At 76.1% G+C, this 26,668-nt stretch carries 21 protein-coding genes and 2 pseudogenes; 10 read left to right on the plus strand and 13 right to left on the minus strand.

The window, feature by feature from the left end; translation table 11 throughout:
- Positions 1-49 precede the first annotated feature (49 nt).
- The gene (locus tag ACFY07_RS01005) at positions 50-1,231 is read left to right on the plus strand and encodes an anhydro-N-acetylmuramic acid kinase (protein WP_390866765.1); all 1,182 of its coding nucleotides are present in this window, start codon (positions 50-52) and stop codon (positions 1,229-1,231) included.
- A 7-nt stretch (positions 1,232-1,238) separates the two neighbouring features.
- On the opposite strand, the gene ACFY07_RS01010 is transcribed toward ACFY07_RS01005, so the two are convergent.
- Positions 1,239-1,391: a hypothetical protein gene (locus tag ACFY07_RS01010; RefSeq protein ID WP_390866766.1), complete on the minus strand. Its 153-nt coding sequence runs from the start codon at positions 1,389-1,391 to the stop codon at positions 1,239-1,241.
- A gap of 773 nt (positions 1,392-2,164) precedes the next feature.
- Here ACFY07_RS01010 and ACFY07_RS01015 point away from each other — a divergent pair.
- Entirely contained in the window at positions 2,165-2,932 is a 768-nt protein-coding gene (locus ACFY07_RS01015; protein WP_390866767.1) for an alpha/beta hydrolase, read from the plus strand.
- Between the two features lie 181 nt (positions 2,933-3,113).
- Complete coding sequence (locus ACFY07_RS01020; protein WP_390866768.1) at positions 3,114-3,443, plus strand: hypothetical protein; 330 nt, start codon at positions 3,114-3,116, stop codon at positions 3,441-3,443.
- 59 nt (positions 3,444-3,502) lie between these two features.
- Here ACFY07_RS01020 and ACFY07_RS01025 read toward each other — a convergent pair.
- A pseudogene (locus ACFY07_RS01025) lies at positions 3,503-3,700 on the minus strand (transposase); the annotation flags it as partial.
- Positions 3,701-4,052: 352 nt separating this feature from the next.
- Here ACFY07_RS01025 and ACFY07_RS01030 point away from each other — a divergent pair.
- Entirely contained in the window at positions 4,053-4,625 is a 573-nt protein-coding gene (locus ACFY07_RS01030; RefSeq protein ID WP_390866769.1) for a dihydrofolate reductase family protein, read from the plus strand.
- A gap of 79 nt (positions 4,626-4,704) precedes the next feature.
- Here ACFY07_RS01030 and ACFY07_RS01035 read toward each other — a convergent pair.
- The 7 genes and pseudogenes from ACFY07_RS01035 to ACFY07_RS01065 all read right to left on the minus strand — a co-directional run bounded on the left by ACFY07_RS01035 (position 4,705) and on the right by ACFY07_RS01065 (position 13,549).
- A pseudogene (locus tag ACFY07_RS01035) lies at positions 4,705-5,549 on the minus strand (IS5 family transposase).
- Positions 5,550-5,785: 236 nt separating this feature from the next.
- Positions 5,786-7,408 (minus strand): D-alanyl-D-alanine carboxypeptidase/D-alanyl-D-alanine-endopeptidase, encoded by a 1,623-nt coding sequence (dacB, locus tag ACFY07_RS01040; RefSeq protein ID WP_390866770.1) that lies wholly within the window; start codon positions 7,406-7,408, stop codon positions 5,786-5,788.
- A 167-nt stretch (positions 7,409-7,575) separates the two neighbouring features.
- Positions 7,576-8,643: an ABC transporter ATP-binding protein gene (locus ACFY07_RS01045; RefSeq protein ID WP_390866771.1), complete on the minus strand. Its 1,068-nt coding sequence runs from the start codon at positions 8,641-8,643 to the stop codon at positions 7,576-7,578.
- Positions 8,640-9,659 (minus strand): ABC transporter ATP-binding protein, encoded by a 1,020-nt coding sequence (locus tag ACFY07_RS01050; protein WP_390866772.1) that lies wholly within the window; start codon positions 9,657-9,659, stop codon positions 8,640-8,642. The genes ACFY07_RS01045 and ACFY07_RS01050 overlap by 4 nt, the downstream gene beginning before the upstream one ends.
- Positions 9,656-10,567, minus strand: a complete 912-nt coding sequence (locus ACFY07_RS01055) for an ABC transporter permease (RefSeq protein ID WP_390866773.1) — start codon at positions 10,565-10,567, stop codon at positions 9,656-9,658. Before ACFY07_RS01055 ends, ACFY07_RS01050 begins: the two co-directional genes overlap by 4 nt.
- Positions 10,568-10,569: 2 nt before the next feature.
- Positions 10,570-11,562, minus strand: coding sequence for an ABC transporter permease (locus ACFY07_RS01060; protein WP_390866774.1), 993 nt, complete (start codon positions 11,560-11,562; stop codon positions 10,570-10,572).
- A 160-nt stretch (positions 11,563-11,722) separates the two neighbouring features.
- Complete coding sequence (locus ACFY07_RS01065) at positions 11,723-13,549, minus strand: ABC transporter substrate-binding protein (protein ID WP_390866775.1); 1,827 nt, start codon at positions 13,547-13,549, stop codon at positions 11,723-11,725.
- 240 nt (positions 13,550-13,789) lie between these two features.
- Here ACFY07_RS01065 and ACFY07_RS01070 point away from each other — a divergent pair, with 240 nt between their 5' ends.
- Entirely contained in the window at positions 13,790-14,701 is a 912-nt protein-coding gene (locus ACFY07_RS01070) for an N-acetylmuramic acid 6-phosphate etherase (protein WP_390866776.1), read from the plus strand.
- Between the two features lie 72 nt (positions 14,702-14,773).
- Here ACFY07_RS01070 and ACFY07_RS01075 read toward each other — a convergent pair whose 3' ends face one another.
- Entirely contained in the window at positions 14,774-15,733 is a 960-nt protein-coding gene (locus ACFY07_RS01075) for a MurR/RpiR family transcriptional regulator (RefSeq protein WP_390866778.1), read from the minus strand.
- A gap of 235 nt (positions 15,734-15,968) precedes the next feature.
- A complete protein-coding gene (locus tag ACFY07_RS01080) occupies positions 15,969-17,309 on the minus strand; it encodes a serine hydrolase (RefSeq protein ID WP_390866779.1) in 1,341 nt (446 codons plus the stop codon).
- A gap of 159 nt (positions 17,310-17,468) precedes the next feature.
- On the opposite strand from ACFY07_RS01080, the gene ACFY07_RS01085 reads away from it, so the two are divergent.
- The 5 genes from ACFY07_RS01085 to ACFY07_RS01105 all read left to right on the plus strand — a co-directional run bounded on the left by ACFY07_RS01085 (position 17,469) and on the right by ACFY07_RS01105 (position 24,532).
- Positions 17,469-18,416, plus strand: coding sequence for a GNAT family N-acetyltransferase (locus ACFY07_RS01085; protein WP_390866780.1), 948 nt, complete (start codon positions 17,469-17,471; stop codon positions 18,414-18,416).
- Positions 18,413-19,588, plus strand: a complete 1,176-nt coding sequence (locus tag ACFY07_RS01090) for an exo-beta-N-acetylmuramidase NamZ domain-containing protein (protein WP_390866781.1) — start codon at positions 18,413-18,415, stop codon at positions 19,586-19,588. The genes ACFY07_RS01085 and ACFY07_RS01090 overlap by 4 nt, the downstream gene beginning before the upstream one ends.
- Before the next feature lie 98 nt (positions 19,589-19,686).
- Positions 19,687-21,126: a diaminopimelate decarboxylase gene (locus ACFY07_RS01095; RefSeq protein WP_390866782.1), complete on the plus strand. Its 1,440-nt coding sequence runs from the start codon at positions 19,687-19,689 to the stop codon at positions 21,124-21,126.
- A 47-nt stretch (positions 21,127-21,173) separates the two neighbouring features.
- Positions 21,174-22,802: a glycoside hydrolase family 3 protein gene (locus ACFY07_RS01100; protein ID WP_390866783.1), complete on the plus strand. Its 1,629-nt coding sequence runs from the start codon at positions 21,174-21,176 to the stop codon at positions 22,800-22,802.
- Positions 22,803-23,230: 428 nt separating this feature from the next.
- A complete protein-coding gene (locus ACFY07_RS01105; protein WP_390866784.1) occupies positions 23,231-24,532 on the plus strand; it encodes an MFS transporter in 1,302 nt (433 codons plus the stop codon).
- 24 nt (positions 24,533-24,556) lie between these two features.
- On the opposite strand, the gene ACFY07_RS01110 is transcribed toward ACFY07_RS01105, so the two are convergent.
- Together ACFY07_RS01110 and ACFY07_RS01115 are read right to left on the minus strand one after the other, a co-directional pair.
- Positions 24,557-25,099 carry a DUF1697 domain-containing protein gene (locus ACFY07_RS01110; RefSeq protein ID WP_390866785.1) on the minus strand — a complete coding sequence of 181 codons (543 nt, stop codon included), beginning with the start codon at positions 25,097-25,099 and terminating at the stop codon, positions 24,557-24,559.
- A gap of 129 nt (positions 25,100-25,228) precedes the next feature.
- Complete coding sequence (locus ACFY07_RS01115) at positions 25,229-26,359, minus strand: peptidoglycan-binding protein (RefSeq protein WP_390866786.1); 1,131 nt, start codon at positions 26,357-26,359, stop codon at positions 25,229-25,231.
- Positions 26,360-26,668 lie beyond the last annotated feature (309 nt).

Genomic DNA, 26,668 nt, shown 5'->3' on the forward strand with positions numbered 1-26,668 from the left:
GGCCCGCTCCCCCCTCCCCCGTCCGCACCCCCAGGCCATGGAGGCCCCCGTGCGCGTGATCGGCCTGATGTCGGGCACCTCCCACGACGCGATCGAGGCGGCCGCCGCCGACCTCCGTCTGGAGGGCGACGCGCTGGTGATGCGCCCGGTCGGCGCGCTCGGCACCCCGTACACGCCGGACCTCCGGGCGCGGATCGCCGCCGCGCTCCCCCCGGCCGCCACCACCGTCGAGGAGGTGTGCCGCCTGGACACCGGCATCGGCCGGGCCTTCGCGGACGCGGCGGTCCGCGCGCTGGAGGAGCTGTGCGGCGGCGCCGCCGACCTGGTGGTCTCGCACGGCCAGACCGTCCACCACTGGGTCGAGGACGGCCGGGTCCGCGGCACCCTGCAGCTCGGCCGGCCCGCGTGGATCGCCGAGGCCACCGGGCTGCCCGTGGTGTCCGACCTGCGCAGCGCCGACGTGGCCGCGGGCGGCCAGGGCGCGCCGCTGGTCGGCGCGGTCGACGCGCTGCTGCTGCGGGGGCGTCCGGGGACGCCCGTCGCGCTCAACCTGGGCGGCATCGCCAACGTCACCGTGGTACCGCAGGGCGCGGACCCCGTCGCCTTCGACACCGGGCCCGCGAACGCCCTGGTGGACGCGGCCGTGCGGCACTTCAGCGGCGGCGCGGCGGAGTACGACGAGGACGGCCGGGGGGCCGCCGCCGGGCGGGTGGACCCGGGTCTGCTGCACCGGCTGCTCCAGGACCCGTACTACCGCAGGCCCGCGCCGAAGAGCACCGGCAAGGAGCACTTCCACCTGCCGTACCTGCTGGACGCGCTGGCCGCCGGACCGGTCGGCCGCCCGGAGGACGTGCTGGCGACGCTCACCCGCCTCACCGCCGTGACGGCGGCGGAGGCATGCCGCGCCCGCGGCGTCACCGAACTGGTGGTCTCCGGCGGCGGCGTCCGCAACCCCGTGATGCTGCGGATGCTCGGCGAGGAGCTGCCGGGGGTGCCGCTGCGGCCGAGCGACGGGCTGGGGGTGCCGGCGGCGGCGAAGGAGGCCCTGGCCTTCGCGGTGCTGGGGTTCCTGACGGTGCACGGGCTGCCCGGCGCGCTGCCGTCGTGCACGGGGGCGCGGCGCGCCGCGGTCCTCGGCAGCATCACCCCGGGGCGCGGGCCCCTGCGCCTGCCGGAGCCTGCCGCCGCGCCGCCGCGGGTGCTGCGGGTCGAAACGGTCCCGTCGGACTGACGGCACGTCACCCGATGCCCGACGAGGCCCGGCCGCGCGGCCCGGACCGGGTGCTGCTCGTCGCGCGGCCGGCGGCACCGCACCGGTGGCGACGGTCGGGCGCGGCGGCGGAGTCCAGTTGGCCGGCGAGCCGGTCGAGGGTCGGGACCAGTTCGGGCATGGACTCCTCGAACAGCCGGCGGGCACGGGCCGCACCCTCGGGTGTCCGGCCCTCCTAGGTCAGCCGGTCCCCCGCGCCCGCCATGGCCGGCCGGACGTGCTCGGCCCACCGCCCGTCGCCGCCGTCCCCGATCTCGAGGGCGCGGAACGTCTTGACGTACTGGTTCATGAGGCAGGATTCAACCCTGTTTCCGGCCCCGCCTCCACGCCCGCGGGCACGGTGGCCACGCGCACCGACCCGTTCCCACGGCGGTCCACGGTGCCGCGGCCGGGAGGGGCCGCCGGGATGTCCGCGCCCCGGGCGGGGTGGTCCACCGGGGCGTGGCCGACGCCCCGGGAGGCGGACACCGCGCGTGCCGAGTCGACGGAGTGCGCGGGGGCCGTCGCCGCCCACGTCGCATGACCGACGGCCCGACGGCCCGGCCGCCCGCCGCGGCGGCCGCGGTCCCGGTACCGGGACCGGGACCGGGACCGGGACCGGGACCGGTCGGGTTGCGGCGCCGGGCCGGCGGGCGCCGGCGGTGCTCCGTCGCAGGCGGACCGGCGGGGGCCCGGTCCGGACGGACGGGTCGTCCGGGATCACGCGGCGGAAGGGCTGGGCAGGCCGATGACCGGGCCGGTAGCTTTCACGCGACCGAGACGCCGCCCGAGGAGGTGGGACCCGTGAACGCTGTATCGATGCGGGTGCTCCCCCTCCCCGTCACGGTCGGGCGGCTGACCTAGGTGCCGCCGGGAGCGCCCCGCTGACAGGGCACTCCCGAAAGGCACCATCCCATGCACTCTCTGCACGTCACCGCCGAGTCCTCGTCGGACGGCATGGTCGAGCGCGACTTCACCGTGGCCGGCGTCCCCGGTGTCCTCTGGTCGCCGGCCTCCGACCCGGCCGCCCGCGCGCCCCTGGTCCTGATGGCCCACGGCGGCGGCACCCACAGGAAGCACCCGGCGATGTCCGGCCGCGCGCGGCTCCTGGTGGCCGGTTGCGGCTTCCACGCCGCCGTCCTCGACGCGCCCGGCCACGGCGACCGGCCGCGCACCGCACACGACGAGGCGGAGGTCGCCGCCCTGTTCGCGGCACGGGCGGCCGGCGAGCCGGAGGGCCCGATCGTCGTGCGCTACAACGACCACCTGGCGGAACTGGCGGTGCCCGAGTACCGGGCGACGCTGGACGCCCTCCAGGAGCTCCCGGAGATCGGCCCCGACGGGCCGGTCGGCTTCTGGGGCATCACCATGGGCACCGCGATCGGCATCCCGTTCGTGGCGGTCGAGCCCCGGATCACCGCTGCGGTCTTCGGTCAGCACTGGCCCGACGCCCTCGCCGAGAAGGCGAAGCAGATCACCGTCCCGGTCGAGTTCGACCTGCAGCGGGACGACGAGCACATCCCGCGCGAGGCGGGCCTCGCGCTGTTCGACGCCTTCGCCTCGAAGGAGAAGTCCCTGCACGTGAACTCGGGCAGGCACAAGGAGCTGCCCCGGTTCGAGGCCGACAGCGCCGCCCGGTTCCTCGCCCGGCACCTCGGCCGGAGGGTCACCGCGCAGGCCTGACGCGGGCGGTCGCGGCGCCCGGCCGACGGGCCGGACGCCGCGACCGCGGCCCCGGGTCGGGACCGCGCATCCGGCCGGACGGGCTGCCCGCTGCGGTGGGGACCGTCCGGCGGCCGGTGCCTCCTTCGGCTCCGGCGCGGGCAGCGCCTCGGCGGCCCCCCGGCTCACCACCACCACGACCGTGTACCAGAACGGCGACTCGGCGGTCGTCTACCTCTACGCCGACGGCGACTACGCGGGATACGTGAACTGGAACGCCGACCCGACGGGCGACGCCCCCGGGGACGCGCTGCGGGCGTACGACGGCGGGGCCGACGGCTGGGGCGTCAAGGGCACCGTCATGGACGCCTGGACCTTCCGCGAGGCCTCGACGCAGGGGCACTCCTCCCCCTACACGACCCAGTGGCAGACCGGCGACCTCACCGAGGGGACCCGGCTGCTGCTCGACGTGTGCCTGGTGAAGGCCACCGAGAAGGTCTGCAGCGGCTACGACACCTACGTCTACGCGTAGTCGCGCCCGGCCACCCGGGCGGGGGCGGGCGGCGGGGGCAGCACCCCCGCCGGCCGGCACCGGTGCCGCTGGTGGACCGTCCTCCCACTCCCGGACCACTCCGGCAGGTCCCGCCACGGGACGCCGGTCCGCTGCCGGAACGCGATCCCGTCGACCAGCCCGCGATGACCACTCCACGGCCCGCCCCGCCGGCCGCCCTCGGGCAGGTGCGGCTCCGGCCGGGCCCGCTCGCCGTTCGCCGGATCACCCCGCCCCACGGCAGGCACGACGAGCGGAACGGGCGAGGGTCGCACGACCGGCCGGACGGTCCTGGGCAGTCTCGTCGAGGTCACCGAGCCCAGCTGCACCAGGGTCCCACGTCACCGGTCGGGGCGGCTCCTGAGCCGCAAGCCGCTGCTGCGCTGCTGGTGGACGCCGCAGGCGAGGACGCTGACGCCCCTCCACGCCGATTCGGCCGCTGAGATCGCGGAAAAGACCGGGCGCGGACCGATGAATTCCTCCATGGTCATCAGTCATGGGTCATGGATGGTGCGCCGCAGCCGAACGTGGGATGCAGCGTCCACCGATCCGACCCGCCGGCAACCGGACACGAGACACCAGGAACCATAGATGCGCACTCTGATCAGCACTGCCTTCATCTCGCTCGACGGCGTCGTGGAGGCCCCGGGCGGCGAGCCCGGGTACCGCAACTCCGGCTGGACCTTCAAGGACATCGAGTTCCTCCCCGAGGCGTTCGACATCAAGGGCCGCGAGCAGAAGGAAGCCACGGCGATGCTGATGGGCCGGACCAGCTACCAGGCGTTCAGCCCGGTGTGGCCGGACATGGCGGACTTCGCCGACTACAGGGCGATGCCGAAATACGTCGTCTCCGCCACCCTCACCGACGGCGACCTGGTGACGAACTGGGGCGAGACCACGATCCTGCGCTCACTCGACGAGGTCGCCGCCCTGAAGGAGACCGAGGGCGGCCCGATCATCGTCCACGGCAGCGCCGCCCTGAACCAGGGCCTCTCGGACGCCGGCCTGATCGACCGCTACCACCTGCTCGTCTTCCCGCTCCTGCTCGGCGCCGGCAAGCGCCTGTTCAGCGCCACGGACAAGGACACCCAGAAGCTGAAGCTGGTCGAGCACGAGGCGTACGCCAACGGCCTGCAGAAGAACGTGTTCGACGTCGTCCGCTGACACGACTCCCGCACCCGCCCGGCCGACCGCGGCACCGGACACGGCACCGCTCGAAAGGTCTCGCTCCGTGGACGTCGGATCACCGTGCGGGCCACAGGAAGACGCCTGCGACGCGGAGTCCGGCCAGGTGGACGGTGGCGGTCTTCTCGTAGCGGGTGGCGATGCCTCGCCACTCTTCGAGGCGGTCGATGCACCGCTCGACGGTGGTGCGCTGCTTGTGCGCCTCGCGGTCAAAAGCGGGCGGCCGGCCTCCGCGTCGGCCGCGCCGCAGCCTGTCGGCCCGGTGGCCGGCCGGCGTGGGGATCACCGTGCGGATGCCGCGTCTGCGCAGGTGGTCACGGATGGCGCGCGAGGAGTGCGCCTTGTCAGCCGGGACCACGTCCGGCCTGGTGCGAGGCCGTCCACGGAGCCGGGGAACGCGCAGGGGGGCCATCACCGCGGTGAAGGCGGGCGCGTCCCCGGCCTGGCCGGCGGTGGGCAGGGATGCCAGGGGGCGGCACCGGCCGTCGGCGGCACGGTGGATGTTCGTGGTCGGTCCGCCGCAGGAGCGTCCGATGGCGTGGTCGCCCGGTTCTTCGGCCGGAGCCCGTTCTTGCGGGCCCCGGCCGCGTGCCGGTGCGCGCGAACGACGGTGGAGTCCACCGAGAGCGCCCGGCCAAGGTCCTCGTCGGCGTCGGCCCGGACCATCAAGGCGGCGGCCACCCGCTCCCACGTGCCGTCGACGGCCCGCATGCGCGGCCGGTTGCAGACGCCCCGCCAGTTGCCGCACTTCTCGGGCAGGTGCACCCACTGCGAACCGGTCCGGACCTTGAACGCGATCGCATCGATCACCTCCCGGTGATCACGCCGCCGGCCACCACGCTTCGGCGTCCGGTCCGGCAGCAACGGCTCAATCCGCGCCCCCTGCGCGTCAGTCGACGGCACAGCCGGACCAACGAACGGAAGATCCCAACGAAACGACCTGGTCCTGCCAGGGGAACAGCGGGGCGCCGACGGTGAGGGGGACCGCGGCTGCCGAAGTGGCAGACGCAGAGGCCGGGCCGGGCATGGCGGGGGGGGGACCATGTCCGGCGGGGCCCGGACGCGCCGCCGGCCGCCGCCCGTGGGAGGGCGGCGGCCGGCGGCGTGGTGCGGGGTGCGTGGTGCGGGCGGGCGGGGCGTCAGCAGGCCGGGCGCAGGGCGCAGCGGTCCGGGTCGGCGCCCGGACCGCGGGTCTTCGCGGGGTGCGGGGCGGGCAGGGTCCGCGGCGGCGCGGCGGCGGACCGCGCCGCGGCGGCCGGGCCGCCGGCGAGGCGGACGGCGACGGCGTCCTGGAGCGGGCGCGGGCTGGAGCCGAGGTAGCCGTCGAAGTCGGCGACGAGGATCAGCCGGCGGCCGTCGGGTGCGGTGACGTACCCGGCCAGGGCGGTGACGCCGGTCATGGAGCCCGTCTTGGCGTGGAGGTTCCCGGCGGCGGCCGTCCCCCGCATGCGGTTGGCGAGGGTGCCGCCCTCGGGCTCGGGCACACCGGCGACCGGCAGCGCGTCGTACCAGGTGGCGAACCAGGGCTCGGAGCGCACCGCCCGCAGGAGCACGGCGGTCTGGCGGGCCGTCACCTGGTCGTAGCGGGTGAGTCCGGAGCCGTCGGCCTGGCGGATCTGGGAGGTGTCCACGCCCTTGCCGCGGACGTAGTCGGAGACGGCCTTCAAGCCGGCCGCCCAGCTGCCCTCGCCGGAGACCTGGAGGCCGGTCTCCTTGACCAGGTGCTCGGCGATGCCGTTGTTGCTCTCCTTGAGGAAGGGCTTCAGCAGCTCGCCGAGGGGGACCGAGTCGTGGTGGGCGAGCACGCAGGCGCCGGCGGGGGCCGCCTGCTCGGCGGTGCCGTGCAGGACGCGCACGCCGTGGCGGGCGAGGGCGGCGCGGAAGACGGCGGCGGTGTAGCCGGTCGGGTCGTCGACGGTGACGAGGTTGGTGTCGGGTCCGTTGTCGGCGGCGAGGGAGCCGGAGAGGACCACCTCGTTGCCGCCCTCGCGGCGCAGGACGGAGGCGGAGTAGCCGCTGCCGGGCGCTCCGGTGGTGACCTGGCCCGTGAGGTGGATCGGCGCCTCGGCGGGGGTGACGGTGACGGTGGCGGGGTCGCCGGCCCGTGCGGCGGGGGTGAGGGTGACGACGGCGGTGTCCATGGCGTCGCCGTCGGTGGGCGAGAGGGTGAGGGCGGATATCTGGGGGGCGTAGTCGTAGGAGAGGTCGTCCCAGGACCAGCCGGAGCCGAGGCGTTCGGCGTCGTACCGGGTGTCGTCGGCGGTGAGGCGGCCGGTGACGGTCCGCACGCCGGAGGCGGCGACCCGCGCGGCGAGGGCGTCGAGGTCGGCGGGCTGCAGGCTGAAGTCGCCGCCGCCGCGCAGCACCAGGTCGCCGTCGAGGACCGCGCCGTGGCGGGCGCCGGCGGCGAGCACGTCGGTGCCGAAGCGGCGGTCGGTGCCGAGGTGGTGGAGGGCGGCGGCGGAGGTGAAGGTCTTGAGGGTGGAGGCGGGGAGCAGGTGCTCGTCGGCCTGGTGCTCGTAGAGGACCTGGCCGGTGTCGGCGTCCTCGACGACCACGCCGGCACGGGCGCCGGCGGCGCGCGGGTCGGCGAGGATGCGGTCGAGGTCGGCGCGGAGCGTCGGGTCGCCGTCCTGGGCGGCGGCCTGGGCGGCGGCCGCCGGCGCCGCGGCGGGCGCGCCCGCGTGGGCGGTGCCGAGGGCGCCGAGGGTGAGCGCCGCCGTCACGGCGGGGACGAGCAGGCGGTACCTGGTCCGGGGCAAGGCTTCTCCTGGGCGTGTGCGGCGGGGAGGGAGCGGGGCCGTGCGGCGGTGCGGGGCGGTGCCGGTGGTGCGTTGGTGCGGCGGTGCGGGCGGTGCCGGCGGTGCGGGCGGTGCGGCGGGGTCCGCCGTCCCGGGGCGCGCGCTCGGGCTCCGGGACGGCGGACCGGTCAGACGGCGGCCTCGACGGCGACGACGTGCCGGGCCTCGGGGTGCAGGCAGGCGTGGCGGTGGTCCCCGGCGTCGTCGGCACCGGCGGCACCGTCCGCGCCGCCCGGGTCGTCCGCGCCGCCCGCGCCGTCCCCGAGCCGGACGAGGGCGGGCCGCTCCGCGGTGCACGCGTCGGTGGCGAAGGGGCAGCGGGGCGCGAAGAGGCAGCCGGGGGTGTCGGTGCGCTCGTCGAGGGAGGCCAGCGGGACCAGCCGGTCCGGGCCGGGCTCCTCGATGCCCCGCAGCACGGGGATCGCGGAGAGCAGGCACTGCGTGTAGGGGTGGACGGGCGCCTGGATGACCCGGTCGGTGGGGCCGCGCTCGATGACCTGGCCGCGGTAGATGACGTGCAGTTCGCCGCCCTCGCCGACGTACCGGGCGGTGGCGACGTCGTGGGTGATGAAGAGCAGCGAGATGCCGAGGCGTTCGCGCAGGTCGCGCAGGAGGGAGAGGATGCCGAGCCGCATGGAGACGTCGATCATCGAGACGGCCTCGTCGGCGATGAGCACCTCGGGGTCGACGGTGAGGGCGCGGGCGATGACGACGCGCTGGCGCTGGCCGCCGGAGAGCTGGTGCGGGTACTTGCCGAGGACCCCGTCGGGCTGGAGGCCGACCAGCTCCAGCAGCTCGGCGGCGCGGTCCTCCTGCTCGCGCCGGGAGGCGCCGGTCTCCTTGGCCCGCATCCGCAGCGGGTCGCCGAGGATCTGGCCGACGGTCCGGGTGGGGTTGAGCGCGGAGTAGGGGTCCTGGTGGACCATCTGGATGCGGCGGAAGTACGGGGCGCGGCGGCGCGGCGTGAGTCCGGACAGCTCGGTGCCGTCGACCACCAGCTCGCCGCCGTCGAAGGTCTCCAGGCCGGTGAGGATCTTGCCGAGGGTGGTCTTGCCGCAGCCGGACTCGCCGATGAAGGAGACCGCGCCGCCCTTGGGCAGGGTGAAGTCGACGCCGCGCAGGGCGTGGACGGTGCGCGGGCCGGTGAAGGCGCCGTGGGTGCGGTAGGTGCGGGTGATGTTCCTGGCCTCGATCACGGCCGGTCTCCTGTCGGGTCGGCGTGGCACGCCCGGTACCGGCCGGGGGTCCACTCCACCAGGGCGGGGTCCTCCTCCTCGCACACGGCGGAGGCGAGCGGGCAGCGGTCGCGGAAGACGCAGCCCGTCGTGGCGAGGGTGGTGAGGTCCGGGGGCCTGCCGGGCAGCGCGCGGGCCCGGGTGGTGTCGCCGACGATGCGCGCGGTGGCGCCGATGAGGGCGCGGGTGTACGGGTGGGAGGGGCGCTGGAGGACCTCCAGGGCGGGGCCGTGCTCGACGATCCGCCCGCCGTACATGACGGCGAGCCGGTCGGCGACCTCGGAGACGACGCCCATGTCGTGGGTGACGATGAGCGTGGCGAGGTTGTTCTCGCGGTGGACGGCGCGGACGATGTCGAGGACCGCGGCCTGGGAGATCATGTCGAGCGCGGTGGTGGGCTCGTCGAGGATGAGCACGCGGGCGTTGAGGACGAGCGCGAGGACGATGCCGACGCGCTGGCGCATGCCGCCGGAGAGCTCGTGCTGGTAGGAGTCGAGGACGCGGTCGGCGTCCAGCCCCATGCGCTCGGCGAGCTCCCGGGCCCGGCGGACCAGGCCCTGGAGGTCCTCGACCTCGTGGGAGCGGCCGAGGTCGAGCAGCTGCTTGCCGACGGTCTTCAGCGGGTTGAGGGAGTTCTGCGAGGCCTGGAAGACGTAGCCGAGGGCGCCGCCGCGGACCCGGCGCAGGCGCTTGCCCTCCAGCTTGGTCACGTCGCCGACGCCGGCGACCTCGACGCTGCCGGAGGCGATGCGGCCGGGCGCGGGCACGGCGTTGAGCAGGGAGAGGGCGAGGGTGGACTTGCCGGAGCCGGACTCCCCCACCAGGCCGGTGATCTCGCCGGCGCGCAGCTCGATGCCGGCGCGCGAGACGGCGGGAAGCTCGCCGCGGTCGGTGCGGTAGACCACGGTGAGGTCGCGGACGCTGACCTCGGCGCTGCGGTCCTCGGTGACCGCGGGGGTCTGCAGGGTCTCCGTCATGACCGCTCCCTCAGTCGCGGGTTGAACAGCTCGTCGATCGCGTCGAGGAAGAGCACGATCCCCAGGGTGATGAGCAGGATGCACACCAGCGGCGCCAGCAGGTAGGTGAGGGCCTCGGGGCTGTTCATGACGCCGCCGGAGAAGACCGCCTGGTTGAGCATCACGCCCCAGTTGCTGCTGGAGAAGGGCACCACGCCGAGGAAGAACAGGGCGACCTCGGCGCCGATGAACTGGATGACCGCCAGCAGCAGGTTCATCGCCACGAAGGGGGCGATGTTGGGCAGCAGCTCGCGGACGATGACGTGCCGGGTGGGCAGGCCCAGGCCGCGGGCGGCCTCCAGGAAGCCGCGTTCGCGCAGCGAGAGGGTCTGCGAGCGCACGGCGCGGGCGACGCCGCCCCAGCCGGTGACGCCGAGGACCAGGCCCATCTGGAGGGGCTGGCCGAAGCTCCACAGGGTGGAGAGGACGATCAGCAGGGGCAGGCCGGGGATGGTGAGCACGAAGTCGGTGGCGCGCATGAGCGCCGAGTCGGCGAGTCCGCGGTGGTAGCCGGCGACCAGGCCGACGGTGGTGCCGATGACGACGGTGGCGAGGGCGGCCACGGCGGCGGTGAGCAGCACGTACCGGGCGCCGACCACCAGCTCCTGGAGGACGTCGGAACCGGCGAAGTCGGTGCCGAGCCAGTGCTGGGCGCTGGGCGGGGCGTAGATGGCCTCGGGGTCGACGGCGAGGTCGCCGGGGTACAGGTAGGGGCCGAAGACCCCCATCAGGGCGAAGAACACCAGGATGGCGAGGCCGACGATGCGGCCCGGCTTGCGGACCAGGACGCGCAGGGCGGCGGCCCAGGGGCCGCGGCGGCCGGTTCGGGGCCGCGCCGGCACGGCGGCGGCGGGTGTCGTGGCGGTCACGGTCATCGCCTCACACGGGGGTCGATCACGGAGTACAGCGTCTCGGCGAGGATGTTGGCAAGGACGATGGCGACGGTGATGAGCAGGAAGGCGCCGCCCATCAGCGGGTAGTCGCGGCTGCCGATGCTCTGCAGCAGCAGGCTCCCCAGCCCCGGGTAGTCGAAGATGTGCTCGATGATGACCGATCCGCCGAACATGAAGCCGAACGACAGGGCCAGCACCGTGAAGAGCGGCAGCACGGCGTTGCGGCCGATGTAGCGCATGCGGGTGGCCGGGGTGATGCCGCGCAGCTCCGCGGCGAGGATGAAGTCGTCGCCGAGGACGGAGACCACGCTCGACTTCATCGACAGCAGCCAGCCGCCGTAGCTGAGCAGCGCGTAGGTGGCCACGGGCAGCACGGCGTGGGTGGCGACGGACCCGACGTACGCGGCGTTGAGGCCCGGGGTGAGGGTGACGTCGCTGGTGTCGCCGAACGGCAGCAGGCCCCAGAGCGTGTGGAAGAGGAACGCCAGCAGCAGGGCGAGCACGAACGACGGGACGCCGGCCATGAGCGACCCGGAGAGCGACAGCAGGCCGCCCCAGCGGGAGCTGCGCCGCACGGCGGCGACGACGCCCGCGGTCACGCCGACCAGGAAGCTGACGAGCAGGCCGGTGAGGACCGGCAGGATCGTCCAGGGGGCGGCGGAGGCGATGACGTGCGAGACGGGGACGCCGCTGTAGGAGATGGAGACGCCCAGGTTGCCCCGGATCAGCTGCCCCATGTAGCTCGTGTACTGCTGGAACAGCGACTCGTGGGAGGTGAACCCGTAGATGACCGCGACCTTGGCGCGGGCCTGCTCGGGGGCCATGCCCTGCATGACGAACTGCTCGTAGGCGGCGTCGCCCGGGTTGCCGGGGAGGGCGTGGATCAGGAAGAAGGTGAAGGTGGCGACGACGGCGGTCATCACGAGGCCGGCGGCGAGCCTCACCGAGAGTCTGCGGAGGAAGCCCTTCATGTGCTCTCCCTGGGGCGGTCCATGCGCTACTCCTCGTCCGGGGTGCGGTGCTGGGCGGGGGGCGGTGGGGGGGGCGGTGCGTGCGGGGCGGGGCGGGGTGCGGGGACCGCCGGGGCGGTCCCCGCACCGTGCGGTGCGGCGGCGGCGCGGGCCGCCCCTGCTACTTGGCGGACTGCACGTATCCCTGCATCATCCAGACGCCGGGCGGGTTCGCCAGCAGCGCGTTGTCGCCCTGCTGCGGGAACTTCGCGAACCGCTTGCCGCTGACGAACTGTACGTTGGTGTAGTCCCAGATCTGGATCACCGGCAGCTGCTGGTTGGTCGCGGCGGCGAGCTGCTGGACGATCGGCTTCTGCGCGTCGGGCTCCAGGGTGCTCAGCTTCGCGGTGAGGGCGCCCGGGTCGACGGTGGCGCCGTCGACGGTGAAGGAGGTGGCGGTGTTCTGCCAGTTCCCCGAGCCCTTGCCGGTGCTGTGGGTGACCTTGGTGCCGACCGCGGTGTAGCCGTCGTCGGCGCCGTACAGGCGCTGGAAGGCGGCGTCGGTCTGCGGGCCGAGCGCGGTGAGCCAGAAGCCGACGGCGTACTTGCCCTCGGCGATCTCCTTCTTGTACGTGCTGAAGTCGGCGGTGAGCGCCGGCTTCGTGGGGATGCCGAAGGAGGACAGCTCGTTGGCGATGACGGTGGCCGCGGAGATCCAGTCACTGAAGCCGTTGACGGTCTGCAGCGTGATGGTCCAGGGCTTGCCGTCGGGCAGGAGCCACTTGCCGTCGCCGCCCTTCCTGAAGCCGGCGCCCTTGAGCAGCTGCTCGGCCTTGGCGGGGTCGTGCGCGTAGGGGTCGAGCTTCCCCTGCTGGTCGGGGGTGAGCCACTTCTCGACCATCGGCTGGATGAGGCCGGTGGTGGTCTTCGACGCGGTGCCGCCGACGGGCTCGGCGACCTTCGTCACGGCCTCGCGGTCGATGACGTGGGCCAGCGCCTGGCGGACGGCGAGCTTGTCGTACGGGGCGACGCTCTGGTTGAAGGCGATGGCGGCGTCGACGTAGCTGACCGAGTCGATCCGCTTGTTGCCCGCCTTGAGGATGCGGTTGAGCACGTTGGTCGGCATCGAGGTGTAGGGCGCGGCGTCGAGCTCGCCGTTGGTGAGGTAGCCCCAGATCTGCTCGTTGCCGGTGTAGTGGCGGATCACGACCTGCTTGGGGGCGATCCGGTCCGCGGCGTAGAAGTGGGGGTTGCGGTCGAGGACCGCGGAGCCGGGGTTGACCCGGGTGATGACGAAGGGGCCGGCCGAGACGTCCTTGGCCGGGGCGAAGGCGGAGACCTTCTGGCCCACGGCGTTGAGCTTGTCGACGGCGGCCTGGGCCGCCTTCGCGGCCCCCTTGTCGGGGTTCTGGCTGGCGTGGACGGTGTCCCACACGTCGGCCGGCAGCAGCGGGCCGTAGACGCTCCTCGGCACGATCTTCTGGGTCAGCACCAGGCGCGGGAAGTGGATGTTGTGGGCCCCGGCGACCTGCTCCAGGCGGACGGTGTGCGGCCCGACGGCCTTGACGTCGGCGACGTCCAGGCCCTGGGTGAGCACGCCGGCGCCGACGGTGGCGCTGCCCTGGGTGAGGGCGATGGCCATCGAGGCCTTCACGTCCTCGGGGGTGACGGGGGTGCCGTCGGACCACTTGGCGCCCGGCTGCAGCTCCACGGTGAGGCCGGTGTCGTCGGCGGTCCAGCTCTTGGCGAGGCCGGGGAAGAAGTCGTTGGGGTCGGCCGGGTTCTTCTTGCTGAAGCCCAGCTGCATCTGGTCGTAGCCGAGGAAGCTGTTGCCGGAGGCGTTGAAGGGGTTCATCGGCGCGCCGGCCGTGATGGGGTTGTTGCCGTCGATCGTCGTGAAGACCTGGCCCGCCGCCGAGCTGCCGCCCGCAGGGGTGGAGCACGCACCGGCGCCGCAGAGGAGGAGCGCGGCGCCGAGGGGGAGCGCCGCACGTCTGACGAGTTTCATGGGAGTGGGACTCCGATCGACCGTGGTGGGGGCTGTGCTGCAGTGTGCCGACCGTAGGAGCACGGGCGACCCCTAGTCAATGAGTTACACGGAAGTCTTTCTTTTCGTAACTTGACGACCTGAACGGCGCTCCTCCGCCCTGGTGGGCCGGAGGTTGGAAAGCCACCTGCCGATCGGCGGGGATGTTGCAAAATGACTTCCGGCGCAGCACGATGGCAGCGACCGAGAGGACACCCCCTGATGAGTACGAGTCGTTCCGTCCGTGTCACGGCGCCCACCGAGCGGCGCAACCCCCGCACCCTCCGCATCGACCAGGTCACCCCGCTGGAGGCGCTGCGTCTGCTCAACGCCGAGGACGCGACCGTCCCGGGGGCCGTGGCCGCCGTACTCCCCCTCCTCGCCCGGGTCGTCGAGGTCACCGCGGAGCGGCTGCGGGCCGGGGGGCGGCTGCACTACTTCGGCGCCGGCACCTCGGGCCGGACGGCGGTGATGGACGCCGCCGAGCTCATCCCGACCTTCTCGCTGCCCCCGGGCGTCGTCGTCGCCCACCACGCGGGCGGACCGCAGGCCCTCGTCCAGCCGGTCGAGGGCACCGAGGACGACGACGCCCTGGGCGCCGCGGACGCCGCCGGGGTGACCGCGGCCGACGTCGCCGTGGGCATCGCCGCCAGCGGCCGCACCCCGTACGTGGCGGGGGCCCTGACCGCGGCCCGCGCCGCCGGGGCCTTCACCGTGCTGGTCAGCTCCAACCCCGAGGCGCCGCTGGCGCACCTCGCCGACGTCCACCTCGGCGTCGACACCGGGCCCGAGGCCATCGCCGGCTCCACCCGCCTCAAGGCCGCCACCGCGCAGAAGCTGGTCCTCAACGGCCTGTCCACCGCGGTCATGGTCGCGCTCGGCCGCACGTACTCCAACCTGATGGTCGACGTCGCCGCGGGCAACGAGAAGCTGCGCGGGCGGCTGGTCACCATCCTCATGGCGGCGACCGACCAGGAGGAGGGGCCCTGCGCGGCGGCGCTGGCCGCCGCCGACGGCGAGCTGAAGACGGCCCTGGTGTGCCTGCTGGCGGACTGCCCGCCCGAGGAGGGCCGGCAGCGGCTGGCCGCCTCCGGCGGGCGCGTCGGCGTCGCCGTGGCGGGGCAGCCCGCCTGAGCGGTCGGGCGGGGTGGCCGCCCGCCGCCCGCCCGGGCGGCGGGTGCCGGCCCCGCGCGGGCGGGGCGCGGCTCACAGCCCCCGGCTGCGCACCGCCGTGTAGGTGCGCTCCAGCGCCTTGAGGGTGCGGGCGTGGCTGCGCTGGGCGACGCCGACGAAGAGGCAGTCGACGACGGTGAGGGCGGCGATGCGGCTGGCCATCGCCCCGGAGCGGAAGGTGGTCTCCCGCACGGCGGTGGTCAGGACGTGGTCGGCGACCTCGGTGATGCCCGACCGGGGGAAGTTGGTGATGGCCACGGTGGTCGCGCCGTTGCTGCGGGCCTCGGCGAGCGCCTCGATCGTGGCCGTGGTGTCGCCGGTGTGGGAGACGCCCACCGCGACGTCGCCGCCGCGCAGCAGGGCGGCCGAGGTGAGGGCGATGTGCGGGTCGACCCAGGCGTTGACGCGGCGTCCGATGCGGTGCAGCTTCTGCTGGAGGTCGAGGGCGACCAGGCCGCTGGCGCCGACACCGTACAGGTCGATGACGTCGGCGGCGACGAGCGCGTCGACGGCCCGTTTGAGGACGTGCAGGTCCAGCTGGCCGACGGTGTCCTCGACGGCGCGCGCATCGGCGAAGCCGAGCTTGGCGACGACGTCGGCGAGCGAGTCGCGGGGGCCGATGTCGGCGCCGACCGTGCTCCAGCCGGCCGTGCTGTCCTCGACGCTGGCGGCGGAGGCCAGGCCGATCCGCAGGTCCGGGTAGCCCTTGAGGCCGATGGCCCGGCAGAAGCGGACGACGGTCGTCTCGGAGGTGCGGCACTCGGCGGCGAGCTCGCTGATGGTCTTGGCCGCCACGCTCGCGGGGTCGGCGACCGCGGCCTCGCCGACCCGGCGCTCGGCGGGCGGGAGGGAGGGCAGCAGGGCCCGGATGTGGACGAGCACCGTCTGCGGCGGGCCGGTCGGGCCCTCCGGGGCGGCGGACGGCGCACGCGTCCCGGCGCTCCTGCGCGGCGCCGGCCTGCGCTTCGGCCGGGGCCCATCGACTGCAGTCATGTGGAAATCCTACGGAGAGGGGGGATGGATGGTATGCCGAACGCCGCGGCGGCGCCACAGGCCGTCCGGGCGGTCGGGGCGGCCGGCGGCGGACCGGTCCTGACGCACGCCCACGGAGGGTTCCGCGGGCCCGAGCGGGGCCGCGGAACGGGCGGGGTCCGCGGCCCGGGGCGGCCCGCGGACAGGGTGCCCGCAGGCCGGGTGCCCGCAGGCCCGGTGCTCACGGACCGGCTGCTCACGGGCGGGCCCTGCCGGACGGGCCCGGGGCGGAAATGCCCTCGGCAGCGGTGTCCTCGGCCGGGGCGTCCTCGCCGAGGACGGCTCCGGCCAGGGCGTCGGAGACCGCGCGGCGCAGCGCGACGACGGTGGACGCCTCCCTGCCGAGGTGCACGGCGTTGGTGAGCAGGACCGCCCACAGGCCGCTCACCGGGTCGAGGGCGAGGGCGGTCCCGGTGAAGCCGGTGTGCCCGGCGCCGGTGGCGGGCCAGTGCGCCGCCATGTGGTCCCAGCGGTCGCCGCGCAGCGTCCACCCGAGCCCGCGGCGGCCGTCGAGGCCGGCGGTCTGGCAGCGCAGCGCCTCGGCCCGCACCGCCCGCGACAGCACCGGGCCGTCGGGGTCCAGCCAGCAGCGCCGCAGGTAGCGGGCCAGGTCGGGGGCGGTGCCGAAGAGGCCCGCGTGGCCGCAAACGCCGCCGAGCGACTCGGCGTTCTCGTCGTGGACGACGCCCGCCTTCGGCACGCCGTCGGCACAGGGCTCGGTGGCGGCGGTCCGCGGGAGCCACGGCGCGGGGGGCAGGTAGCGGGTGGAGTCCATCCCGAGGGGGTCGAGGACGAGTTCGGCGACGGCGCGGTCCAGCGGGGCGCCCGCAGCGGTGCGGACGACCTCCCCGAGGGCGAGGAAGCCGAGGTCGGAGTAGGCGACCGCGGTGCCGGGCGCGGTGGCGAGCGGTTCGGCCAGCGCGGCGGCGAGGCGGTCGGCGGGCGCGCCGGGGAGTTGGTGCAGGGGGCGGTGCGGGGGCAGCCCGGAGGAGTGGGCGAGGAGGTGGCGGACGGTGACGCGGTCCTTGCCGGGTCCGGTGAAGCCGGGCAGGTGGCGCCGCACCGGGTCGTCGAGGCCGACGGCGCCCTCGTCGACCAGGCGCAGCACGGCGGGGAGGGTGGCGGTGACCTTGGTGAGGGAGGCGAGGTCGTAGACCGTGTCGGGGGTGACGGGGGCGGACGGACCGTGGACGGCGGTGCGGCCGAAGGCGCGGACGACCGGTTCGCCGTCGGCTCCGGAGCCGACGGCGAGGACGGCGCCGGGCAGGCGGCCGGAGGAGACGGCGGCCTCCACCAGGGCGGCCGCGGCGGCGGCACCGCGGGCGAGGCGGCCGTCGGCGGGTGCACCGGGGGCGCCGGGAGCGACGGGAGCGACGGGGCCGGGCGCGCCGCCCGCGGGAGGCCCGTCGGCAGGACGCCCCAGGGCGGGCCGGTCGGAGGCGGGCCGGTCGGAGGCGGGGCGGTCGGAGGCGGGGCGGTCGGAGGCGGGGCGGTCGGAGGCGGGGCGGTCGTGGGCGAGGTGGTCGGCTGGGGGCACGTCGCACCCTTCGGGGGGACGGGTCCCGGCCTGCCGGAATCGTCCGCCGGCGGGCCGGGACCCGGACGGCCGGACTCTGGCAGGCCCGGACGATCGTTGGTAAGTTTCCACCGCTCGAAAGTTTTCCCATGTTAGCAAGCAACGAATGGGGCCGACAGCATGCCGGACGACGGACAGCCCTCCCTGCGCACCGCCCGCCGCGGCGACCTCCCCCTGCTGCACGGGATCGCGGCCGAGGCGCTCCGGTACGACGCCGACGCCGCCGACGTCCTGGACCTGCTCTGGCAGGGGACCGCCGACCGGCCCGACCTGCGGATCGTCGCCGAGGTCGACGGCCGGGTCGCCGGCTTCGCCCTGGGCTCGCTCGGCCCCGGGCCCGCCCCCGCCCCGGACGGCACCGCCCCGCCCCGGGTGGGCCACACCAACCTGCTGGCCGTGGCGGCGGACCACCGCGGCCGCGGGCACGGCCGGGCCCTGCTCGCCGGGATCGAGGAGCGGCTGGCCGCCGCCGGCGCCGGGAAGCTGGTGATCCGCGGCAGCGCCCCCCACTACGCCTGGCCGGGCATCGACATCCGCTACACCCCGGCGGTCTGCCTGGCCGAGTCCGCCGGGTACGAGCGCACCGCCGACGCCTTCAACATGTCCACCGACCTGGGCGCCGCCGACCTGGAGACCGGGGCCGACGAGCGCCGGCTGGCCGCGGCCGGGGTCCGGGTGCGCCGACTGGAGGCCGGGGACGAGCCGCGGTTCAGCGCCTGGATGCGCTCCTGGGGCGGCACCTGGCAGGCGGAGGCGGCCACCGCGCTCACCTACGACCCGCCGCGCTGCCACGTCGCGGTGCAGGGCGAGGGCCCGGAGGAGGAGTTCGTCGGCTTCGCCTGCCACGGCGTCAACCGGCGCACCTGGTTCGGGCCGATGGGGACGGCGGAGTCCCAGCGCGGCCGCGGTGTGGGCGCGGTGCTGCTGCGGCGCTGCCTGCGCGACCAGCGCGACGCGGGGCTCACCGGGGCCGAGATCGGCTGGACCGGCCCGGTCGGCTTCTACGCCCGCACCGTCGGCTCCCGCCTGGACCGCGTCTTCCGCACCTACGCCAAGGAGCCCGCGTGACCGGGCCGGGCGCACCCGCGCCCCGGCCGCGCGTCACGACGGGCCTGGAGGTCCTGGCGGAGGACGGCTTCCGGCTGCTGGAGGGACGCCGGGTGGGCCTGCTCACCCACCCGGCGGCGGTCCTGCCGGACCTGCGCCACGGCCTGGACGCGCTGCTGGGGGCGGGCGTGGAGGTCGCCGCCGTGTTCGGCACCGAGCACGGCTTCCGCGGCACCGCCCAGGCCAGCGCCTCCGAGGACGACCGGACGGACCCGGCGACGGGACTGCGGGTGTACGACACCTACGAGCGCGGCGTGCCGGAGCTGGCCGCGATGCTCGCCGAGTCCGGGGCGGAGGTCCTGGTCGTCGACCTCCAGCACACCGGCGCCCGCTTCTACACCTACGAGTCGGCCCTCCACGACGCCCTCGCGGCCGCGGCGCCCGCCGGGGTGGCCGTGGTGGTGCCGGACCGGCCGAACCCGGTCGGCGGCCTGGCGGTGGCCGGGCCGGTCCTGGACCCCGCGCACGCGTCCTTCGTGGGGCGCGCGGCGGTGCCGGTGCGGCACGGCATGACGATGGGCGAACTGGCGGGGCTCTTCTGCGCCCTGCTGGACGTCCCGCCCGCCGAGGTCGTCCCGATGCGCGGCTGGCGGCGGGCCGACCTCTTCCCCGCCACCGGCCTGCCGTGGGTGCCGCCCTCCCCCAACATGCCGACGCCCGCCACCGCCCTGGCCTACCCGGGCACCTGCCTGCTGGAGGGCACGGAGCTCTCCCTGGGGCGCGGCACCACGACCCCGTTCGAACTGTGCGGCGCGCCCTGGATCGACGGCCGCCTGGCGCGGCGGATGAACGGGCGGGGGCTGCCGGGCGTCCGGTTCCGGGAGGCGTACTTCACCCCCGCCTCCGACACCCTGGCCGGCGAGCGGCTGTGCGGCGTCCAGCTGCACGTCACCGACCCGGCGGTCTTCGAGCCGGTCCGCACCGGGCTGGAGCTGCTCACCGCCGTCCGCGACCTGTGGCCGGACCGGCTCGTCCTGCGGCCGCGCATGCTGGACCTGCTGTCCGGGAGCAGCCGGCTGCGCCTCGCCCTGGAGGCCGGGGCCTCCGCGGAGGAGACCGCCGCCTCCTGGCAGCCGGAGCTGGAGGCCTTCGCCGCCGTCCGCGCCCGGCACCTGCTCTACCCCGCGGAGTGACCCGCACCCCGCATCCTGGACCCGTACCGGCACACCCCGCAGGACAGGCACACCCCGCACCGCGCCCCCGCCCCGCCACCGCACAGACCAGGAGCAGCATGGACGGCACCTCCCGGCGCACCCCCGGCCACCCGGACGCCCCCGGCCGCCCGCAGGCCGCGGACCGCCCGCACGCCCCCGGCACTCCGGCGGGCCCCGGCCGCGCGGCGCGGCGCGACCTGGCGGTCCGCGCCGCCGTCCGGGCCGGGCTGCTGGACCCGGACGACTCGCCGCTGGCCGCCTTCCTCGACCTCGACGGGATCGCGGCGAGCGCCGCGGCGCTGCACGCCGCGTGGCCGGCGTCCGTGTCCGTGCGGCACGCCTTCGCGGCCAAGGCCAACAGCCTCGTCCCCGTCCTGCGCCTGATGCGCCGTCACGGCCTGGGCTGCGAGGTCGCCAGTCCGGGCGAACTGGCCCAGGCGCTGGCCGCCGGGTTCACGCCCGAGGAGCTGGTGCTGGACTCGCCCGCCAAGACCCGGCCGGAGCTGACGGCCGCGCTGGCGGCGGGCATCGCCGTCAACATCGACAACTTCCAGGAGCTGGAGCGGGTCGACGCGGTGATGTCCGGTCCCGGCAGCCGCTCCCGGATCGGGCTGCGGATCAACCCGCAGGTCGGCCTGGGCTCGATCGCGGCGATGTCGACGGCGGGAAGCGAGTCGAAGTTCGGCTTCGCGCTGGACGACCCGGGCAACCGCGAGCGGATCGTCCGGGCGTTCCTGGAGCGGCCCTGGCTGCGCTGGCTGCACGTCCACGTCGGCTCGCAGGGCTGCCCGCCGGAGCTGGCCGCCGCCGGGGTGGCCGCCGTCGTCGGCCTGGCCGAGGAGGTCGACCGGCGGTGCGGGGCCGACCGGGTCGAGGGCATCGACATCGGCGGCGGCCTGCCGGTGGACTTCACGGGCGACCGCGACGACCCGACCTTCGCCGACCAGGTGGCGGCGCTGCGCGCCGGCGCCCCCGGGCTCTTCGGCGGCCGGTACCGGGTGGTCACCGAGCCGGGCCGCTCGCTGCTGGCCAAGAACGGCTTCATGGCCTCCCGCGTGGAGTACACGAAGAGCGCGGGCGGCCGGGCCGTCGCCCTCACCCACGCGGGCGTGCAGGTCGCCGCCCGCACCGTCTTCCTGCCCGACTCCTGGCCGCTGCGGGTGCTGGCGTACGACGCCGACGGCGTCCCGCTGAAGGGCGGCGGTGGCGGCGGCGGCGGCCGGGAGACGGTGGCACAGGACGTCGCCGGCCCGTGCTGCTTCGCGGGCGACCTGGTGGCCCGCGCCCGCGACCTGCCGCTGCTGGAACCCGGGGACCTGGTGGTGCTGCCCGACACCGGCGCCTACTACTTCTCCACCCCGTTCCACTACAACAGCCTGCCCTCCCCCGCCGTCCACGGCTTCGAGGTGGACGACGGCGGCGAGGTCCGCTTCACCCTGCTGCACCGTCAGGAGACGGTCGCCGACGTGGTCGCCCGCACCCTCGGCGAGGACGGGCCCCGCACGGGTCCCTCCTGACGGTCCGCCAGCCCCAGCCCGGCCACCCGACCACGCAAGGACCGCCCATGCCCGACCGCGCCTCCGACCCCGGCCTGCTCCGGCTGGCCGACGCCGTCCTCCAGCCCGGCTTCACCGGCACCACCGCCCCGGACTGGGTGCGCCGCCGGATCGCCGGCGGCCTCGGCTCCGTCCTGCTCTTCGCCCGCAACACCACCGGCCCGGCGCAGACCGCCGCCCTCACCGCCCAGCTGCGGGCCGAGAACCCCGACGTGATCGTCGCGGTGGACGAGGAGGGCGGCGACGTCACCCGGCTGGAGGCGGCCACCGGCTCCTCCTACCCCGGCAACCTGGCGCTGGGCACGGTCGACGACGAGGAGCTGACCCGGGCCGTCGCCCGCGCGGTCGGCCGCGACCTGGCCGCCGCCGGGATCACCCTCGACTACGCCCCCGACGCCGACGTCAACAGCAACCCCCGCAACCCGGTCATCGGGGTGCGCTCCTTCGGCGGCGACACCGCCCTGGTCGCCCGGCACACCGCCGCCTGGGTGCGGGGGCTGCACGAGGGCGGCGCGGCGGCCTGCGCCAAGCACTTCCCCGGCCACGGCGACACCTCCGTCGACTCGCACCACGGCCTGCCCGTCGTCGACGCGGGGTGGGAGGAGCTGGCCGAGGTCGCGCTGCCGCCGTTCCGGGCCGCGGTCGACGCCGGGGCGCGGGCGGTGATGACCGCGCACCTGCTGCTGCCCGCCCTCGACCCGGACCACCCGGCCACGGCCAGCCGGCGCGTCCTCACCGGGCTGCTCCGCGAGGAGCTGGGCTTCGACGGGCTGGTGGTGACCGACGCCGTGGAGATGGCCGCGGTCGCCGACCGGTACGGGGTGTCCGGCGCCGCGGTCCGCGCCCTGGCCGCCGGGGCGGACCTCGTCTGCGTGGGCAACCGGGGCGGGGACCGGGTGGTGGAGGAGCTGCGGTCGGCGGTCGCCGCCGCCGTGGCGGAGGGCGTCCTCGCCGAGGAGCGGCTGGCCGAGGCCGCCGACCGGGTCGCCCGCTTCGCCGCCTGGTCCCGCAAGCTCCAGGCCGACGCGCTCGCGACCGCGGGTCCGGCGGACGGTACGGCGCCGGCGGACACGGCGGGCGGCACGGGCAGGGCGGGGCGGGCGGACCGGGCGGGGCGGGCGGACCGGGCGGTCGGCCTGGAGGCCGCCCGGCGGGCGCTGCGGGTGCGGACCGGCGGCGCCGCCGTGCCCGCGCCGCCCGCCGGGGCTCCGCACGTCGCCGAGTTCAGCCCGGCGGCCACCGTGGCCGTCGACGCCTTCACCCGCTGGGGCGTCGCCGGGCGGCTCGCCGAGGTCCTGCCGGGCACCACCTCCCAGGTGCTCACGGCCGCGGACGCGGACCCCGGACCGGGCCTCGGCACCGGCACAGACACCGGCAGCGGCACCGGCGACCGGGTCGCGGCGGCCGCGGCCGGGCGGCCGCTGGTCCTCGTGGTCCGCGACGCCCACCGCCACGCCTGGATGCGGGACGCCCTGCTCGACCTGGTCGGACGCCGCCCCGACGCCGTGGTGGTGGAGATGGGCCTCCCCGGGCTCCCGCCGTGCGGAGCGGTCCACGTGGCCACCCACGGCGCCGCCCGGGTCTGCGGCGAGGCGGCCGTCGAGGCCGTGCTCGCGCACCTGCGGGGACGCCCCTGACCGACGGCCCGACCGCACAGGCCGCCCGGCTCCCCCGGGATCCGCGGGCCCCCTCCCCCGGCGAGGGCGTCGCCGGGGGAGGATCGCCGGTGGACCACCCACCGGCGGACCACCCGCCGGCGGGCTCCCGTCCCGGCGGCGAGCCCGGCCGCGCGCGGCACCGCCAGGTGGCGCCCGGCCGGGCCGGGCGGGAGCCCGGACCGGGCGGGCGGGAGCCCGGACCGGGCGGGCGGCCCGGCCCGGCCGGGCCGGGCCGGCGTGCGGTGCGCCCGGCGCCGTCACCGGCGCGGGCGCCCCGGCGGGGGGGCGGCAGGCCGGAACGGACCGGGAACCGGGCCTGCGGGCCCGGCCGCAGCGGCGCCGCCCCCCGCCCCAGCCCCCCGGAAAAAGGGTGTACCCGTACCATCGACTCCGGCAGACTGCGGTGCATGCTCCCACCGCTCCTGCGCCACCGGGACTTCCGCCGTTTCCTCACCGCGCAGTCGGTGTCCCTGGCCGGCACCTCGATGGCGCCGGTCGCGCTGGCGTTCGCGGTCCTCGACGCCTCGGGGCGGCCGCGCGACCTCGGCGTGGTCCTCACCGCCCACATGGTGCCGCTGCTCCTGTTCCTCCTGGTGGGCGGGGCGACGGCGGACCGCCTCCCGCGCCGGGCCGTGCTGGTGGCCGCGAACCTGGGCTCCGGGCTCACCCAGGGCGCCACCGCCGCACTGCTGCTCACCGGCCGGTACGCCCTGGCGCCCGTGGCCGCCCTGGGCTTCCTCAACGGCGTCCTCGCCGCGTTCACCACCCCGGCGCTGCGCGGCATCGTGCCCGAACTCGTCCCCGGCGACCGGATCCGCCAGGCGAACGCGCTGCTGGAGTCGGTGCGCAACACCGCGAAGGTCCTGGGCCCGAGCCTGTCGGGCGTGCTGGCCGAGGCCGCCGGGGGCGGTCCGGCCCTCGCCTTCGACGCGCTGACCTACCTCGTCGCGGCGGGCTGCCTCACCCGCCTGTCCCCCCTCGCGGCCGTGCCCGCCCGCCCCCGCGCCTCCGGCCTGCTCGCCGACATCCGCGACGGCTGGGCCGAGTACCGGCGCATCCGCTGGGTGTGGACGGTGTCGCTGGGCTTCTGCGCGGTCAACCTGGTGCAGGTCGGCACCTGGCAGGTCCTGGGTCCCGTGCTGACCCGGCAGGGCGGCGGCGAGGCTGCGTGGGGGTTCGTGCTCAGCGCCCGCGGCGCGGGCCTGCTGGCGGCGAGCGCGCTGGCGTACCGGCTGGTGGTCCGGCGGCTGCTGCGGCTGGGCCAGGCGGCGAGCATTCTGGGCGCGCTGCCGCTCCTGGCGCTCGGCGCGCGGCTGGACGCCCCGTGGCTGGTCGCCGCCGCCCTCGCCGCCGGGCTGGGGTCGGGCGTCGCGGCGGTCGGCTGGGACACCTCGCTGCAGGAGCACGTCCCGCCGCACGCGCTGTCCCGGGTGTCGTCCATCGACGACCTGCTGTCCTTCGCGGCGATCCCCGTCGGGCAGCTGGCGGTGGGGCCGCTCGCGGACCGGTTCGGCGGGCCCGCCGTGGCGGCGGCGGCCGGGGCCGTGTACGCCGCCGCGGCGGCCGCGCCGCTGGCGTCGCGGGCGGTGCGGCACCTGCCGCACGGGCGGCCGGCTCCCGCCGCGGAGGCCCCGGCCGCGGAGTCCCCGGCGCCGGGCACCCCGGCGGGGACGGCGTCCGCGGGGGTGTCCGGGACGGGACCGGGGTGAGACGGGCCCCGCGCCGTGCGTGCGTCAGGACGTGGCGAGGGCGTGGAGCGCGGTGACCGTGCGCCGGTTCCTCGTGGTGGCGGCGACGCCGAGGCGGCGTTCGACGAAGGCGTTGTTCAGCTTCGTGCGGCCGTACCCGTCCGGGCAGTGGAGGTGGACCTCCCGCCCCTGGAGCGAGAACCGGGCGGTCTCGCCGGGCGGCACCTCCAGGCGGGCCGCCCGGTCGGGGGCGGGCTCCTCGGCGAGGAACGTGACGTGCAGCGCGGCGGGGTCCGGCTCCTCGCCGGCGAAGGGGTGGGAGGCGAGGATCCGGGCGAGGTCGCCGCCGGTGCGCAGCAGGACGGCGGTGTCCACCCCGAGCTCCGCGGCGATCCGCTCCTCGGCCTCCGCCGCGAGGGTCCGGGCGTCCCGGTCGGCGGCGGCGGTGAAGACCACGTTGCCGCTCTGCAGGTACGTCCGCACGTCCCCGTGCCCGAGGCCGGTGAACAGCTCGCGCAGGTCGGCCATGCCGACCCTGGTGCGGCCCCCGACGTTGACGCCGCGCAGCAGCGCGATGTGCACCGGCATGCCCGGCCACCTCCTCGGTCGTGTGTCCGCGGCCGTCTCCTCCCGTGCACCGTACCGCGGCCGGGCGGGGGCGGACGGGCCGGCGGCCGGCCCGGTCGCGGGACCGGGCCGGCGGACGGGATGCCGGGTTCAGCTGTAGTGGTAGTAGCCGATCAGGCCGGAGTGGTTGGCGACCGGCTCGGACTTCACGAAGCTGCCCGTGGCGGGGGCGTCGATCATCGTGGGGACCCCGGAGGAGGTGCCCGTGTAGATGCCGACGTGCGCCGGGCTGGTGCGGCTGGTGCCGAAGAAGACGAGGTCGCCGGGGACGGCGGCGGCCTGCGTGACCGCGTGGAAGCGGGGGTTGGCGATCTGGTCGTCGGTGACCTGTCCGATGTCGCCGACGCCGGCCTGCCAGTACGCCCAGCGGGTCAGCCCGGAGCAGTCCAGGCCGACGGTGTGGTCGGCGGGGCACGGCTGGATGACGCCGGTGTAGTCCTGGCAGGTGCCGATCGAGGGGCCGGTGGCCGCGTCGTCGTGGCCGCCGCCCCAGACGTACGGCAGGTAGGCGTTCAGGGCGGCCTGGGCGTACCCGACGACGGCGGCGTAGCGGCCGGTGCCCTGGTCGACGGGGGCGGGCGGCACCGGCTGCCCGTACAGGGCGGCCTTGGTGGCGGCGTCGACGTCGCCGGTGGCGGGCAGCCCGGCGGAGGACTGGTACGCCTTGACCGCGGCGAGGGTGGCGGGTCCGAAGTCGGCGTCGACGGTGAGGGACGCGCCGTGCTGGTTCAGCAGCCGCTGGAGCTCGGTGGTGCAGCCGTCGTGCTCGCCCTGCCGGACGACGACGGCGCAGTGCGGCGAGGTGAGCCGGACGGCGGTGACCGGCGAGGCGTAGAGGGCGCTCTTGGTGGCCGGTCCGACCTGGCCGTCGACGGTGAGGCCGACGGCGGACTGGAAGCTCTTGACGGCGGTGAGGGTCGTGGGGCCGAAGTCGCCGTCCACGGCGATGCTGGAGCCGTGCGTGTCCAGCAGGTTCTGGAGCTCGGTGACGCAGCCGTCGTTCTCGCCCTGGACCATGACGGAGGGGCAGGAGGACGAGGTGAGGGGGACGGGGGCCGGTGCGGCCTCGGCGGTGGCGACGGTACCGGCGAGCAGGCAGCAGGCCGCCGCGGCGACGGCGAGGAGGCGGCCGGGACGCAGGCGTCCGCGGGCGGGGGTGCGGGTGGTGCGGGGAGTGGTGCCGGGGGCGGTGGTGCGGCGGAGCGGGCGCATCGACGGCATCGGCGACCTCCGGTGGGCGTGGGGGCGCCGGGCGTGCGGCCGGCGCCGCCGGCGGCGAGGACGCGGCCGACGGGGCACGAGTGTCGCGATCCGGAGTGTCCCCGGCAAGGCTTCCGTCACAAACTTTCTTCCTTCGCACCCGAAGGGAAAACGGGCGCCGTCGTGCCGCGACGGCCGCTCCCCGGCCGCGCCGGCGGGTCAAAGCCGGGAGCGACGACCTTTCCCACCAGTGCGGACGGCGAACTGACGGACCGTCCGGAGAGGATGACCCGGTGATCGCGCGCCACAGTCCCGCACCAGGGATCCGAC

The organism is Streptomyces sp. NPDC001380 (assembly GCF_042895785.1).
GTDB lineage: Bacteria > Actinomycetota > Actinomycetes > Streptomycetales > Streptomycetaceae > Peterkaempfera.